The organism is Xanthomonas rydalmerensis, assembly GCF_033170385.1.
GTDB lineage: Bacteria > Pseudomonadota > Gammaproteobacteria > Xanthomonadales > Xanthomonadaceae > Xanthomonas_A > Xanthomonas_A rydalmerensis.
Genome location: NZ_CP126170.1, coordinates 628,081 through 642,697 on the forward strand (window position 1 = coordinate 628,081; position 14,617 = coordinate 642,697).

Genomic DNA, 14,617 nt, shown 5'->3' on the forward strand with positions numbered 1-14,617 from the left:
GGGCGGGATAGTAAAGTAATTTATTACACATATGCCATGGGAGGGTTTGTGATAAAAAATTCTTATGCAATTTGGAATAATAAGGGCGGAGTGGGCAAGAGCACCATCACTTTCAATGTTGCCTCTCGTTTTGCTGAGCTAAATGAGGACAAGCACGTTCTCGTCATAGATATGTGCCCGCAAGCCAATGTAAGCATGATGCTTCTTGGAGGGGGTTTAAAAGGGGAGGCGGAGGTTCACAAGCTCTGTACTAGCGCAGCTGCCCCAACAATCGTCGGCTATTTAACACAGGCATTGGGCGGTGGCCCCCTAGCCAATGCTCCAATGGCGGCGACTTATGTGACGAATGTTTCTGCCATCAATACTAGTTTGCCGAAAAATTTGCATCTAATATGTGGCGATCCAAATCTTGAGCTTATTTCTGCCTATATTTCAAATCTTGCTTCAGCGCAGCAAGTTTTGCCCACTATCAAGCCATGGGTGTGGGTGCATGAGGTTGTTAAGAGGCTAATAAGTTCAGTTGATAAAGAGTTGGGTGGAGAGTGGGTGGTTTTTATCGACACAAATCCGAGCTTTTCTAGTTACACAGAACTTGCCATTTGTGCTGTCGAAAGATTGCTGCTCCCTGTTAATGCTGACGACTCATCAAGAACTGCGATTGGCGCTATGCATTCGCTTTTATATGGCCAAAATCCACCGCATCCCATTTATGGCGCATGGACATTCGCGCATAATGCGCAGGCATATGGGGTGTCAGTTCCGAAGATACATCAAGTTATTGGCAATAGGCTTACGCAAAATCTAGGCGCGGCTGCAGCATTTGCGGCACTGTCTCGCGCTAGTGCTGAATCTCTATATGGTTTGTACAAAGGGAATCCAGGTCGTTTTACTGTGCGAGCCCAGGCTCCTACTAACGAGAATGATTTTGTTATTAAGTACTCGGTATCATTGCGGGATTTTAATACTGCTGGTGTTGTTGCTGCGCATGAAGGTGTGCCTGTCTCATCCTTGCATGGAGGTCGGCACTTCGTTCACGGTCGTGAAGTTAATATAGATAATAATAGGATAGTTGACTGCAGAATTGCGCTTGATCTGGTTGTTAAGTCTGTTTGACTTTTTGAGTGTAATGGGCGGGATGATCGTGCGTCACTCAGCTATTTGGGTGCGAATGAGAGATGTAAGGCGGTGCCGTTTGAGCTAGCCGTCCTGCTTAGCAAAAGGAGCTCCTTGCAATGGATGCTGTCAAGCCACCACTGACGTTCGCTTTGCTGGAGCAGAAGATCGCGGCGATGCCGGAAGGGCCAGTGTCTGCGTTGTCGACGCCGCGCTGGACGCGGGTGCTCAATGCAGTGGGATGGGTGGGAATCGTCATCGGGTTGCTGCCATCGCTTCTGTTGCTCTGGATTGCGCCGCAGCTGTGGATGGTGACCCTGTCGCGGGCGGGGTTGGTCCTCACGTTGGCTTTTCTCCCTTATTTGCTACGTACGGTCTGGTTGGTCATTTACGAGTTCGTCAATTCGCGTCGGCAGTTCGTCGAACAGTTCGATCACGATGTGGTTCAGCTGCGTCAGGTGTCGCAGTGGTTGCTGGCCTATCCGCGCGACGTGCTGGAGGACCAGTTGCGTTATGCCAAGATGGCGCAGGAACGTCTGGTCTCCAAGCTCGGTCTGCTAGTCGGCGGCTTGGACAAGCTCGGCTTGCTGCCACTGTGCCTGTCGTTATTCGTTGTCCTGCGCAACTGGCGCGATCTTTTGGTCTTGCCCGCGTGGCTGGCGATGCTGGCGCTGTTCGCTGCGATCCTTTGGATGATCAGCTGGCTGGGCGCCAGGTTCCGTCTGCGTCTGCACCTGTACGAAAGCGTGCTTGCTGCGGCGATTGCCAATGCTAGCGCTGCCAAGGCGGACGTGTCGACTGAGACGGCATCGCCCACCTCGCTTCAAGACTCCTCCGTACATCGCATCATCAGCGTCGCAACCCTAGAAGCCCTTTACGGCCAGCCCGCTGAGCGCGCAGTACGCAAGCAACTCGACCATCTGAACGCCGACTACCAGGCGTTCGTGCACGCCTCGCCGTTCGTGGTGCTGGCCTCGGCCGGCGACGAAGGACTGGACTGCTCGCCGCGCGGCGATGCGCCGGGGTTCGTGCAGGTGCTGGATGCGCGCACGCTGGCACTGCCGGACCGGCCGGGCAACAACCGCGTCGATACGCTGCGCAATCTGCTGCAGGATCCGCGGCTGTCGCTGTTGTTCCTGATTCCCGGCATCGGCGAAACCTTGCGGGTGAACGGCCGCGCCGAGATCCGGGTCGATCCGGACCTGCTGGCGCGGTTCGCGGTCGGCGAGCGTTTGCCGCGCAGCGTGATCATGGTGCACATCGAGGCGGTGTACTTCCACTGCGCCAGGGCGATCGTGCGGTCGCAGCTGTGGGATCCGACACGGCATCTGCCGCGGGATCGCCTGCCCAGCCCTGGCACCATGCACGCACATCTGGCCGATGGTGCGTTCGACGCCGACACCTACGATCGGGAATTGCCGCAGCGCACCCGGGACTCGTTGTACTAACGCGACTGGAGCGGATGTGCGGGCGACGCGTGCGCAGCGCCTCGCCGCGGGGATCTATATGCCGCCGGTCGATTCGGTCACCGGTTTTCCCGGTCATGCCGCCCTGCTAGGGTGCGCCCCTGGTGGAAAGCGGCGGCGACGCCCTTTCCGGGGCGCAGCAAACGGCAGGGGAGCGTGGATGCGGGGACTTGAGGAGCCGTCAGGCGGATGGGGCGAACTGCTGCTGGTGATAGCGGTGGCGTTCGGGTTGCCGATCTATTGGAGTGCGCTGGCGGTGCTGGCGCCGGTGGTGGAGCCGTCTCTTTCCGACGCCAGCCTGTGGGGCACGGTGTTCTACGAGTTGCTGGTGCTGGCGGTGTTGCTGCCGACGTTGTGGTTCCGCGGCTGGACGCCGCAGGCGTTGGGGCTGCAATGGCAGACGCGGGATCTCGGCGTTGGCCTGGCACTGCTGGCCGCCTGCCTGGTGGCGACCTACCCGTTGCACCTGTTGAAGGACAGCGTGGCGGCGGAGCTGAATCCGTCGATGGACGCGATGGTGGCCGGGCCGCTGTCGGCGGGCATGGTGGTGTTGGTCTCGCTGCTCAATCCGATCTTCGAAGAGGTGTTCGTCTGCGCCTACGTAATCCGCGCGCTGGAGCGGCGGCACAGCCCGGCGTTCGCGGTGAACGTCAGCGTGGCCATCCGCGCGTCGTACCACCTGTACCAGGGACCGGTCGGCACCATCGGCATCCTGGTGGTGGGGCTGATCCTGGGCTGGTGGGTGGCGCGCACCGGGCGGCTGTGGCCGGCGATCGTGGCGCATGCCGGGCTGGATCTGTTGGGGCTGATGGCCTACACCTGATGCGCTGGCGCCCGGGCAGGCTGCGGCGCTGCATGGATGACCCACCTCCGATGCCAGTCGGACCGCCCCTTTCTCTGGCGAACGGCAGCCACCCAGCGTGGCACGCGGTTCGGACCTGATCGCGTTGGTGCCGGGCTCGTTCATGGCGGCGCAGCCCGACACGCTGCGCGAGCCGACGCATACGTTCGCGCTGCCCGTGGTCATTCAGCCGATCACGGTGTCGATGCTGTGGCATCCGCGCCTGGAGCACGACGCGGTGCACCGTTGGCTGCGTGCGTTGGTGCTGGCCGAGTTCCGTGCGCGGATGCCGCTGCGCTGATCCGGCCGATCGCACAGGTCGTCGCTGCAGGGATGCGATGCGACCTCGGCACTGGCCCGACGCCGCAGCGATGCCGCACACTTGCCGGCTCTGATCGAAGGCGGGAACAGGCGATGACACGGCGATACGGATGGAGCGCGATGCTGGTGTGGCTGGTGACGTTCGGCGCGGCGGCGGCCGGCCCGACGCCCGGCGAGTACGCCACCAAGGAAGGCTGGGGCAGCATGCGGGTCACCGACAAGGGCGGAGCACGCCAGTTCGACCTGTTGTCGGTCGGCGCCAACGGCCATACCTGCTCGCTGTCGGGCACGCTGCAGGGCGACAAGGCGGAGGTGAACGATGCCGGCGACGTGCCATGCAAGCTCGCGTTCAAGCCGGTGCCGGGTGGGTTCGATGTGGCCGCGTTGACCCAGGAAAGCTGCCGCGACTACTGCGGCATGCGCGCCAGCTTCGAGGGCGACTACCTGCGCTTGCCGGCCGGCTGCACCGCCGCGGCCAGCAGCCGGCGGCGCGAGGCGTATCTGAAGGACTATCGCGGCAAGCGCTATGCCGAGGCGCTGGCCGGCATGCAGGCGTTCGAAGGCGAGTGCGGTGGCTTCTTCAACTGGCTCGATCGCGACCGCTTCGCCAACGACCGCGCCATCACCCTGCTGCGCCTGGGCAGGCCGAAGGAGTGCCTGGCGGCGCTGGACGGCACCATGGCCGGCCGCAGCCGCGACGAGGCCTCGTTCCAGGCGGAACTGGACAAGCAGAGCACCATGCTGCCGCCCAGCGACTGGGACGCCTATCTGCCGATCGCCAAGTCCACCTGGTTCAACCGCAAGTTGTGCGAGGCGGCTCGGGACTGAGCCCGCGCTGGCGCCGGGTGCCGTGCAGGCACGCGCTGCCATGGCGCCGCCTGCGTGCGGCGCCGCGCGCTGCGTGAGCCGACGCGGGACGCGGCGCGCCGGCATTGATGCGCCTGCGACCGACGCGGCAGCGCAACGGCGCCGCACGCTGGTGCCCACCATGCATCCGTCGGCGGCCGTGACGCGCGTGGCGCCGCCGGTTGCCGTCGCCGCGGGCGACTGCGCATACTTCCGACGACCGACTGTGCGTTGGAAGCCCTGGAGCAAGGATGATCGACCGACTGCGACGCCTGTTGTCCCGCACCTCGCCGCGCGGGGCCGATGCCACCCACGATGCTGCAGGGGCGGAGGTCGCGCCCGACGCGCAACCGGGCCACACACTGCAGCAGCTGTTGCTGCAGATACTGCAGCGCGAGGGACATGCGGCGACCTTGCACGACGATGTGGTGGTGCTCGACAACGGTCTGCAATTGCTCACCGAACTGGTGGACATGGCCGAACTGCGCAACGGCGTGCGGACCGCGAGCTGCATCCGCGTGCATCACCGCAGCCTGTTTCCCGATGGCATCGTCGAGTTCCAGCATTCCATCGGCGAGGACACCGAAGCGAGCTTGGCGTCTGGCTTCACGACCTGGGCGCGGACCGATCTGGTGGCGCTGTCGGAGGCGGTGACGGCGCCGGCCGATGCCCGCTGCATGACGCTGCAGATGGAGTTTGCTGCCTCGGCCGCAGCCGAGGCGGCGGTGCGGCGCACGGTGGTGCTGGGGCCGGTGGCGCACATGAATGGCGACGCGGCCAGGGCCGCGGCGGGCGACGACACGGAACATGCGTTCTGCCCGTGCTGCCTGTTCACCAACAGCCTGGACGCCTTGATGCCGCTGCTGCAGCGGGACCAGCGCATGCTCGGGATCCGCCTGTTCGCCTCGCGCGATGCCGACGGCGAAGTCGCGGCCGACTGCAGGGTCAACGGCGAGGACTTTCCCGAAGGCGTGGCGTGCCTGCGCCGCTATGCCGAAACCTGGCCGGCGCTGGGCGCCATGGAGTTCCGCAAGCAGTACGCCGTGGTGCGCCTGCCGGAGCCGGTGGTGCAGGACACGACGCACTGACGCGTCATCGGGCATTGCGCGCGCGCGCCCGCGGCCGTGCTTCGCCGGCCTAGGCCGCAGCGGTATCCGCCGGCGTGGAGGCAGGCAGCGCCGACGCCACGATGCCATGCAACTGCGCGGCCAGCGCCTTGCGGTCGCTGCCCGGCGCCACCGCGATCGGGGCGTGGAAGGTCACACGGACCACGGCGCCGGACAGGCGCAGGAAATGCGCGACGTGCGCACCGGCCTGCATCTCGCCGTAGAAGGCATAGGCATCGCGATCGCCGCCTTGCGCGATGGGCTGCCCGTCGACGCTGCGCACCTCCAGGGTGAACGGCTGCAGGGTCCATTGCCGGGCGCCGGGTTCGGCGCTGAGGAACAGCGAGAACAGGCTGGACTTGAACGGCGCCACCCGTTCGCCGGAGGAGGTGGTGCCTTCGGCGAACAGCACCACGTCGTGATCCGGGCGCAGCTGCGCGGCCACGGCGGCGGCCACCGCGGCCGCATCCTGGCGGCGCCGGCTGATGAACACGGTCTGCGCCAGCGCGCCGATATGGCGCATGCCCGGCCAGCGCTCCATGTCGTTCTTGGCGATGAAGCGCGCGCGCAGCAGGCTGCCCAGCACCACGATGTCGAAGTGGGAGACGTGATTGCCGACGAACAGCGTCCCGCCTGTATCGCGCGGCGCGCCCACCACCTCGACGCGGATGCCCAGGGCGCGCCGCAGGCAGCCGAACCACAGCCGCGGCAGCACGAACGCACCGCGGCCGCGGGTGAGGCGCATCAACAGCCACTGCGGCGGTATCAGCAGCAGGCTGGCGACCACGCAGATGGCGATGCGGACGATGCTGCGCAGGCGGCCGACGAGGGCGCCTGCAGCGGGGCGGGACGGAGCGGCGGCGGGCATGGGCGGCAGTGGCTGGGGAAGATGGTCGGCGCGCGCTCGCGCGCCCGCGGCGATGGTAGCCGAGCCTGGCGTCTTCGGCAGCGCTGCAAGCGACTGTCTTCAAGTCCCGTTGGCGAGGCTCCGATTGCTCGCTGCGCCACCGACCTCACTGCAGATGCGCTGGGCGTGGGTCGAGCCGTCGCATCGTGGCGCCACGAAGATCAGGCGTATGCCGATTGGTCCTGGTCGCGGTACGCACAACCATGGCATCGCACGCCGGCATCGCACTGGCAGATGCAGGTCCTTCCACCAACCTCAGGAGTCCATGCCATGTCGTATCCCGTCTGGAAGAAGATCCGCGCCGAACGTCTCGACGATCCAACCAACTGGGCGCGGACTTATACCCGCTACCTGCATAGCCATGCGGAGGAAACCCAATTCAAGGTCGACATCGTCGCCGCGGCGGCGACCGAGACGGGGGACAACAACCCGCAGCACTACCGGCTGTCCTACGGCCCCAGCTCCAATGCGCAACCCGCCGACGCGCGCGCGATCTGATGTGCGCTGCGTGAGCCGCGACGAGGCGTTACCGAGAGCGTCCGTCGCGGCATGCCTCGCCACGTCGTAGCAAGAGCGAGTGACGCGATGCGACCTGACGCAGCGGCCGGGACCGGTGCAGCTTGCAAGCTCAGTGCGTGCTGTCGGCCTGCTTGCAATCCGCAGTCTGCGACGTCGCGAAGGACGTGAGGACCCACACACCGGCGGGGCGTGTCTCGACGCTGTAGAGCCAGGATTGCCTCACGCCGCCGATGCAACTGGCGATGGCGATGCTGTCGTCTGGCGTGCCCTGGTCGGGTAGCGGCAGCGGTTCGGGCGCCCGGGTCTGAACGCCGTGCAGCGTCCTCGCGTAGGTCAGGACGATGGGGCCGAGACGGTCAAGATTCCCCATGCTCATCACGTCTTTGCGTGTCCTTTGCTTCGCCAGCCAGTCGTGCACCTGCCGCCACTCGGGCGTGCCCGGGGCGTAGGTGCTGGTACTGGACACGCGCAGGCTGTCCGGCACGTCCGGCGCGGCGTGCACCGCGAGCGGCAGCAGGGCGAGCAGCAGCGGTCCCATGACCCATCCGGCGCACCGGGCGTGTCTCCGACTGTTCCCGACAGCACCGCCGTTGCACCTGTGCATCCGCCCGCTCCCTGCTGGTTGCCGATGACGCGACGATAGCACCATCGGCGGCCCTGTCTGCGCGTTGCGCGGGGCGTGCCGGCTGCGCTTGCGCTCAGCGCTTGGCCGGTCGATCGGCCAATGACGCTTGCAGCGCCGTGGCCAAGGCGGCGTCGCCGCTGACCAGCGCGCTCCAGCGCAATTCCAGGCCTTTGCGCCGGCCCTTTTCGGTGAGCTTCAGGCCGTCCGGGTTCACGGTCAGGGTGTATTGAACGCCGTCGATGTCCAGTTCGCGGCGCAAGGGTTTGTCGAGCGGGGTCATGCGGCGGCTCCCGTTTTCACGATGCGGCGAGGGTAGCCGGGCGAAGGTGATGGCAGGTTCTGCAGGCGCGCCGGATGAAAACGCTCAAGATCGCCACCTACAACGTCAACGGCATCCGTAGCCGCTTGCCGCAGCTGCTGCAGTGGCTGCAGCGCGAGGCGCCGGACATCGTCGGGCTGCAGGAGCTCAAGAGCGTGGATGCGGGCTTTCCCCTCGCCGAGCTGCATGCCGCCGGCTACGGCGCGGTGTGGATGGGCCAGTCGAGCTGGAACGGCGTCGCGCTGCTGGCCAAGGGCTGCGACCCGGTGGAGAGCCGGCGCGGGCTGCCCGGCGATCCGCGCGATACCCAGAGCCGCTACATCGAGGCGATGGCGCACGGCGTGCTGGTCGGCTGCCTGTACCTGCCCAACGGCAATCCGCGCCCCGGCCCGAAGTTCGACTACAAGCTGGACTGGTTCGCGCGGCTGCAGCGGCATGCACAGCAGCTGGTGGCGCTGCCGCATCCGGTGGCCCTGATCGGCGACTTCAACGTGGTGCCCACCGATGCGGACATCTACAACCCGGCGTCCTGGCGACGCGATGCGCTGCTGCAACCGGAAAGCCGCCAGGCCTATGCCGAACTGCTGGCGCAGGGCTGGACCGACAGTCTGCGCGAGGTGCACGGCGAGCGCCGCGTGTACACGTTCTGGGATTATTTTCGCCAGCACTGGCAGCGCGATGCCGGGCTGCGCATCGATCACCTGCTGCTGAATCCGCCACTGGCCGCACGCCTGCGCGACGCCGGCGTGGACCGTTGGGTGCGCGACCTGCCGCACGCCAGCGACCATGCGCCGACCTGGGTCACGCTGGGCGCAGCATCGGCCCGCAGTGCAGCCGCGGCGTCGGCCAAGCCGAGGCGCGGTGACGCGGGCGCTGAAGGAAACACGAAGGGCGGCAAGGCGACGAAGACCACCCGCACCTCCGCATCTGGCACGACGTCGCTGCCGAAGAAGGCAGCAGCGAGAACCAAGGACAAGACGACGGCCAGGACCAAGGCGAAGTCGACGACGCCAGCGCAGGCAACAAAGAAGACACGCGCAACAAAGACGACAACCGCGAAGACGCCGAAAGCGCGCACGCCACGCGCTAGCACCCCGGTGCCGCCGACGTCCTCGCGCGGTGGCAAACGCCGCAAACCCTCCCTTCTCCCGCCGGGAGAAGGTGGCGCGTAGCGCCGGATGAGGGTGCGGCGAAGCGGGGAAGAGGCTGATCCCTTGCTGTCGCCGCGTCCCCGCTGGCTTGTCTTACTTCAACATCTCGGTAAACGCGCGATCGGCCTCGATCACGTCCGGCAGCGCGGCGAACAGCGCGTCCAGGTCCACGTCGTCCATCAGCGGGCCGGTCACCGCCTGCCGCGCCTGGTCGTTGGCGCCGCCATGGCGCTCCAGCGCGTCGGCGACCAGCGCCGCCTGGGCGACGAGCTTCGGCATCGCCTCGCCTTCCGGCGCCTGCAGCGGCCGCGCCTGGAAGGCGATGGCGGTCTGGATCACCTGTGGCAGCTGCCAGCGCCGCGCCAGCTCGGCGCCCACTTCCGGGTAGCCGAAGCCCAGTTGCACGGTCTCGTCGGCGGCGCGGCCGCTGGAGGAGGCGTCCGGATGCAGTTGCGCGGCGTAGTCGGGCGCGCCGGTCTGGATCAGCAGTTCGCCGATGTTGTGCATCATCCCGCAGGTGAAGGCGGTCTCCGCGTCCAGGCCCTTCTGCCGCGCCAGCAGCCGGCACACGCCGGCCACTTCGAAGCTGTGCAGCCAGAACGCGCGCAGGTCGAAATGCGCCGGCGCATGGAACGCGCCGGTCACCGAGGAGGCCAGCACCAGGGTGCGCAAGGTGTTGAAGCCCAGGCGCAGCGCCGCGTCTTCCACGGTGGTGGAATCGCGCGCGCCGCGGAAGCGCGCCGAATTGGCCAGCCGCAGTACCTTGGCCGCGATCACCGGGTCCCGTTCGATGTTGCGCGCCACCGCGTCCAGGCTGGTGCCCGGCGCATCGAACTGCAGGATCAGGTCCTGCGCCACCTGGGGAATGGTCGGCAGGGTGTGCAACTGGTCGAACAGCGCCTCTAGCTTCATGGGGGACCCTCGGAATGGAACGGGGGGCGGGCAGGGCCGGTAGCCGGTCGTGCCGCCACGGTGGCGGAATGCGCGCATCCTACCGATTCGCGATGCACGGCGTGTGGACTGCAGGCGCTGCGGCGGTGGCCGTGTCCATGCGCCACGGTGTGGTGCGCGGCACTCGGCGCCACGCCCGAGGCCGGCGCCGGCTCAGCCGCCGGCGCGCACGCGCAGGGTCAGGCCCTTGAGGAAGTTGCGCAGCAACTGGTCGCCGCACAGGCGGAAATTCTTGTGCTCCGGCTGCCGGAACAGCGCCGACAGTTCCGGCTTGGAGACCGGGAAACCCGCCGCGTCGAAGATCTGGTGCATGTCCACGTCCTTGAGCTGGAACGCCACGCGCAGCTTCTTCAGCACCACGTTGTTGGTGATGCGCGCTTCCACCGGGCGCGGCGGCAGGCTCTCGTCGCGGCCGCGGTAGTGGAACACCAGTCCGTCCAGCACATGCGCCAGCACCGCGTCGCTGCATTCGACGAAGCCCTCTTCGTCCTCCTTCTTCAGCCACGCCGGGATCTGCGCCTTGTCGATCGGGAACGCGGGATCGGCGAGGTGCGCCAGATCGACGATCTTCTGGTCGCTCAGGTCGAGCATGTAGCGGATGGAACGCAGGATGTCGTTGTTGAGCATGGCAGGTGCGGGAGTGCCGGGAGGCCCGGCGAGGGGCGCTAGTCTAGGCGCTGGCCCGCATCGGCGCGTAGACCGCGCAGCCCCAGGCCATGGCTGCGGTTCACCGAGGGTGTGCACGCGACGCGGTTGCATCCGCTCGCGCATGCGCCATCATCGGCGCATGGACCATTCGATTCCCAAGCCGAGCGCGGTGGCCGCGCTCAATCCGCGCCAGGAGCAGTTGGTGGCGCTGGTGCGCCAGCAGGGCTATGCCGAGGTGGAAGGGCTGGCGGCGCGTTTCGAGGTGACGCCGCAGACCATCCGCCGCGACCTGACCCTGCTGTGCGAGGCCGGCGTGCTGCGCCGCTACCACGGGGGGGTGAGCCTGCCGTCGAGCGTGGAGAACCTCGCCTATGCGGCGCGCAAGTCGCTGCAGGCGCAGGAGAAGCGGCGCATCGCCACGCTGCTGGCGCAGCACATTCCCGACGACGCCTCGCTGTTCATCAACATCGGCACCACCAACGAGGACGTGGCGCGCGCGCTGATGGGCCACAGCGGCCTGCGCGTGATCACCAACAACCTCAACGTCGCGGTGATGATGAGCGCCAATCCCAGCTTCGAGGTGATGGTGGCCGGCGGGCGCGTGCGCGGCCGCGACCAGGGCGTCACCGGCGAGGCGACCATCGAACTGATCCGCCAGTTCAAGGTGGACTTCGGCGTGATCGGCATTTCCGGCATCGACCCCGACGGCACCCTGCTGGATTTCGACTTCCACGAGGTACGGGTGGCGCAGGCGATCATCGAGCACTCGCGGCAGGTGTTCCTGGCCGCCGACCACAGCAAGCTGGGCCGCAACGCGATGGTGCGGCTGGGGCCGATCGGGCGGGTGCATGCCTGGTTCACCGACCGCGCGCCGCCGGCCGAACTGGCCGCGGTGCTGGACGCGGCCGGCACCCGCGTGTTCGTCGCCGACGGCGCTGCTGCCGATCCGGGTGCGCCGGCGCTGGACGCACCTGCGGATTGAATGGGGCCGGCCCTGGCTCCGACGTCAGGATGGCAGGTTGGAGTCGGTGTTCGAATTGTTTCGTTAATGTTGCGTGATGTGGCGGGTTCGGCACGCCACGGCGGTGCCGTATGCCTGGCTGGTTGTCTCAAGCCTGAGCCGCAGGGGCTTCTAGCCGGTTTCTAGAGCGCGGTCGACGTCACGCTGCACTGCAGCGTGATATGTTCGGAAATGTTCGTTTACGATCTTTTCGCCCTCAGTCCTGCGCTCGGCCCCTGTCGCCGAGCCGGACACGACACTTCCGGAGTCGGCTATGCGTGAGACCTACGATGTGCTGGTGGTCGGTGGCGGCATCAACGGCGTGGGCATCGCCCGCGACGCGGTGGGCCGCGGCCTGTCGGTGTGCCTGTGCGAGCGCGACGACCTGGCCGCGCATACCTCCAGCGCCAGCACCAAGCTGATCCACGGCGGCCTGCGCTACCTGGAGCAGTACGAGTTCGCCCTGGTCGGCAAGGCCCTGGCCGAGCGCGAGGTGCTGCTGCGGCTGGCCCCGCACATCATCTGGCCGCTGCGCTTCCTGCTGCCGCACCAGCCGCACCTGCGCCCGGCGTGGATGATCCGCACCGGCCTGTTCCTGTACGACCACCTCGGCCGCGGCCGCCGCACCCTGCCGGGTTCGCGGCGCCTGGCCCTGCGCACGCATCCGGTGGGCGCGCCGCTGCGCGAGGAGTTCCGTACCGGCTTCGTCTATTCCGATGCCTGGGTGCAGGACGCGCGGCTGGTGGTGCTCAATGCGATGGACGCCGCGCAGCGCGGCGCGCGCATTCTCACCCGCACCCGCTGCGTCGGCGCGCGCCGCGTCGACGGCCTTTGGCAGGTCCAGCTGCAGCACGCCGACGGTCGCCGCGAGGAACTGCGCGCGCGTTCGCTGGTCAATGCCGCCGGGCCGTGGGCGGTGCAGTTCCTGGACGAGGTGGCGCACGTCGGCCACGACCACGCGCTGCGCCTGGTCAAGGGCAGCCACATCGTGGTGCCGCGGCTGTTCGAGCACGACCACGCCTACATCTTCCAGCAGCCGGACCGGCGCATCGTCTTCGCCATTCCCTACGAGCAGGACTACACCCTGATCGGCACCACCGACGTCGACTACCGTGCCGACCCGGCAGCGCCGCGCATCGACGGCGAGGAGACGCGCTATCTGTGCGAGGCGGCCAACCGCTACTTCCGCAAGCAGATCGTTCCCGAGGACGTGGTGTGGAGCTACAGCGGCGTGCGCCCGCTGCTCGACGACGAGGAGGACAACGCCGCCGAGGTCACCCGCGACTACCTGCTGGAACTGGACACGCGCGACGGCGCGGCGCTGCTCAACGTGTTCGGCGGCAAGCTCACCACCTACCGCAAGCTGGCCGAGGAGGCGGTGGACCGGCTGACCGCGCATGCCGGGCGCAAGGCGCCGGCCTGGACCGCACATGGCGCGCCGCTGCCCGGCGGCGAGCGCAACGACATCGCCACGCTGGCACGCGAACTGCGCGCGGCGCGGCCGTGGTTGGCCGAGGCCACCGCACAGCGGTTGGCGCGCAATTACGGCACCCGCGCGGAAACGCTGCTGGGCGACGCCGCTTCGCTGCAGGACCTGGGCCAGCACTTCGGCGCCGACCTGTACCAGGCCGAGGTCGACTACCTGCGCCAGCACGAGTGGGTGGTGGACGCCGAGGACCTGCTGTGGCGGCGCAGCAAGCTCGGCCTGCGCGTGGACAACGCCGACCGCCAGCGCCTGGTCGCCTATCTGCAACAGGCCCCGGCCACGCTGGCCGCGGCACCGGCTTGACGAAAACGCTGCCGCCGGCCCGGTTCGGGTCGCGGCGGCGCGTGCACAATCGCGCTGCGCCCGGCCCCCGCCGCGGCGCACGAACCTGGACGCAACCGTGGAGGGTGGCAGGCATGGGTGGATCGACAGCGGCAACGACGGCAGGCCGGGAGGCACGGGCATGAACCGGCAACTGATAGGCGAACTGATTTCCGAGGCGATCGCGATGCTGATCATCATCGCCTTCGGCTGCTCGGTGGCGTGCATGTACGTGCTCTACGACCCCAGCCCCTACCAGCACGCCTATTGGGGCGTGTGCATCGCCTGGGGCCTGGCGGTGACCATCGCCATCTACGTCACCGGCTCGGTGTCCGGCACCCACGCCAATCCGGCGGTGACGCTTGCATTGGCGCTGTACCGCGGCTTTCCCTGGCCCAAGGTGCTGCCGTACTGGGTCGCGCAAGTGATCGGCGCATTCCTCGGCGCGTGGATCGTCTACCTGCTGTTCGCGCCGGTGATCGACCACTACAACCAGGCCCAGCATCTCACCCGCGCCGGTGGCGGCGCGGCCGGGGTGTTCTTCACCGCGCCGGGCCTGGCGATCACGCCGATGCACGCGCTGCGCGACCAGGTGATCCTGACCGCGTTCCTGATCTTCGGCATCTTCGCCATCACCGAGCGCTACAACGAGGCCGCGCCCACCGCCAACTCCGGTGCGCTGATCATCGGCCTGCTGGTGGCCACCATCGGCGCCTCGATGGGCTACCTGGAAGCCTGGGCGATCAATCCGGCCCGCGACTTCGGCCCGCGCCTGTTCGCCTACGTCGCCGGCTGGGGCTCCTCGGCGCTGCCGTCGGCCGACAACTACTGGTGGATCCCGATCGTCGGCCCGTTGATCGGCGGTGTGATCGGTGGCGCCGCCTACCAGCTGCTGATCTATCCGTTCCTGCCGGCACGGGTGAAGGCGCTGGAAGAAGAACAGGCCGCCGCGCGCCGCGGCTAGCGCCGGCTGCACGTTCGTTTCCGCGCGCGGCGT

Annotated in this window: 16 protein-coding genes; 11 read left to right on the forward strand and 5 right to left on the reverse strand. The window is 67.2% G+C overall.

Annotated elements, in window-relative coordinates; genetic code table 11:
- Positions 1 to 36 precede the first annotated feature (36 nt).
- From QN245_RS02720 to QN245_RS02745, 6 genes are all read left to right on the forward strand, one after another.
- A complete protein-coding gene (locus QN245_RS02720) occupies positions 37 to 1,113 on the forward strand; it encodes a ParA family protein (protein WP_184646274.1) in 1,077 nt (358 codons plus the stop codon).
- A 119-nt stretch (positions 1,114 to 1,232) separates the two neighbouring features.
- Complete coding sequence (locus tag QN245_RS02725; protein ID WP_317844487.1) at positions 1,233 to 2,561, forward strand: pyridoxamine 5'-phosphate oxidase family protein; 1,329 nt, start codon at positions 1,233 to 1,235, stop codon at positions 2,559 to 2,561.
- 178 nt (positions 2,562 to 2,739) lie between these two features.
- Positions 2,740 to 3,402: a CPBP family intramembrane glutamic endopeptidase gene (locus QN245_RS02730; protein ID WP_317844488.1), complete on the forward strand. Its 663-nt coding sequence runs from the start codon at positions 2,740 to 2,742 to the stop codon at positions 3,400 to 3,402.
- A gap of 97 nt (positions 3,403 to 3,499) precedes the next feature.
- A complete protein-coding gene (locus QN245_RS02735) occupies positions 3,500 to 3,721 on the forward strand; it encodes a type 2 periplasmic-binding domain-containing protein (RefSeq protein ID WP_317844489.1) in 222 nt (73 codons plus the stop codon).
- Between the two features lie 113 nt (positions 3,722 to 3,834).
- The gene (locus QN245_RS02740; protein ID WP_317844490.1) at positions 3,835 to 4,569 is read left to right on the forward strand and encodes a hypothetical protein; all 735 of its coding nucleotides are present in this window, start codon (positions 3,835 to 3,837) and stop codon (positions 4,567 to 4,569) included.
- A 269-nt stretch (positions 4,570 to 4,838) separates the two neighbouring features.
- Positions 4,839 to 5,675, forward strand: coding sequence for a DUF6348 family protein (locus QN245_RS02745; protein ID WP_317844491.1), 837 nt, complete (start codon positions 4,839 to 4,841; stop codon positions 5,673 to 5,675).
- 49 nt (positions 5,676 to 5,724) lie between these two features.
- On the opposite strand, the gene QN245_RS02750 is transcribed toward QN245_RS02745, so the two are convergent.
- Positions 5,725 to 6,561 (reverse strand): lysophospholipid acyltransferase family protein, encoded by an 837-nt coding sequence (locus QN245_RS02750; RefSeq protein WP_317844492.1) that lies wholly within the window; start codon positions 6,559 to 6,561, stop codon positions 5,725 to 5,727.
- A 309-nt stretch (positions 6,562 to 6,870) separates the two neighbouring features.
- Here QN245_RS02750 and QN245_RS02755 point away from each other — a divergent pair, with 309 nt between their 5' ends.
- A complete protein-coding gene (locus tag QN245_RS02755; RefSeq protein ID WP_160970180.1) occupies positions 6,871 to 7,098 on the forward strand; it encodes a hypothetical protein in 228 nt (75 codons plus the stop codon).
- Between the two features lie 130 nt (positions 7,099 to 7,228).
- On the opposite strand, the gene QN245_RS02760 is transcribed toward QN245_RS02755, so the two are convergent.
- Complete coding sequence (locus QN245_RS02760) at positions 7,229 to 7,657, reverse strand: hypothetical protein (RefSeq protein WP_317844493.1); 429 nt, start codon at positions 7,655 to 7,657, stop codon at positions 7,229 to 7,231.
- Between the two features lie 160 nt (positions 7,658 to 7,817).
- Positions 7,818 to 8,024, reverse strand: a complete 207-nt coding sequence (locus tag QN245_RS02765) for a hypothetical protein (RefSeq protein ID WP_317844494.1) — start codon at positions 8,022 to 8,024, stop codon at positions 7,818 to 7,820.
- A gap of 74 nt (positions 8,025 to 8,098) precedes the next feature.
- On the opposite strand from QN245_RS02765, the gene QN245_RS02770 reads away from it, so the two are divergent.
- Entirely contained in the window at positions 8,099 to 9,235 is a 1,137-nt protein-coding gene (locus QN245_RS02770; protein ID WP_317844495.1) for an exodeoxyribonuclease III, read from the forward strand.
- A gap of 72 nt (positions 9,236 to 9,307) precedes the next feature.
- Here QN245_RS02770 and QN245_RS02775 read toward each other — a convergent pair whose 3' ends face one another.
- Positions 9,308 to 10,126, reverse strand: coding sequence for an HDOD domain-containing protein (locus tag QN245_RS02775; RefSeq protein ID WP_184646258.1), 819 nt, complete (start codon positions 10,124 to 10,126; stop codon positions 9,308 to 9,310).
- Between the two features lie 192 nt (positions 10,127 to 10,318).
- A complete protein-coding gene (locus tag QN245_RS02780; protein WP_160970189.1) occupies positions 10,319 to 10,792 on the reverse strand; it encodes a YehS family protein in 474 nt (157 codons plus the stop codon).
- A gap of 142 nt (positions 10,793 to 10,934) precedes the next feature.
- On the opposite strand from QN245_RS02780, the gene QN245_RS02785 reads away from it, so the two are divergent.
- From QN245_RS02785 to QN245_RS02795, 3 genes are all read left to right on the forward strand, one after another.
- On the forward strand, positions 10,935 to 11,795 hold the full coding sequence (locus QN245_RS02785; RefSeq protein ID WP_317844496.1) for a DeoR/GlpR family DNA-binding transcription regulator: 861 nt from the start codon (positions 10,935 to 10,937) through the stop codon (positions 11,793 to 11,795).
- A gap of 292 nt (positions 11,796 to 12,087) precedes the next feature.
- Positions 12,088 to 13,602, forward strand: a complete 1,515-nt coding sequence (gene glpD / locus QN245_RS02790) for a glycerol-3-phosphate dehydrogenase (RefSeq protein WP_184447350.1) — start codon at positions 12,088 to 12,090, stop codon at positions 13,600 to 13,602.
- A 160-nt stretch (positions 13,603 to 13,762) separates the two neighbouring features.
- Positions 13,763 to 14,584, forward strand: a complete 822-nt coding sequence (locus tag QN245_RS02795; protein WP_160970195.1) for an MIP/aquaporin family protein — start codon at positions 13,763 to 13,765, stop codon at positions 14,582 to 14,584.
- The last annotated feature ends 33 nt before the right edge of the window (positions 14,585 to 14,617 follow it).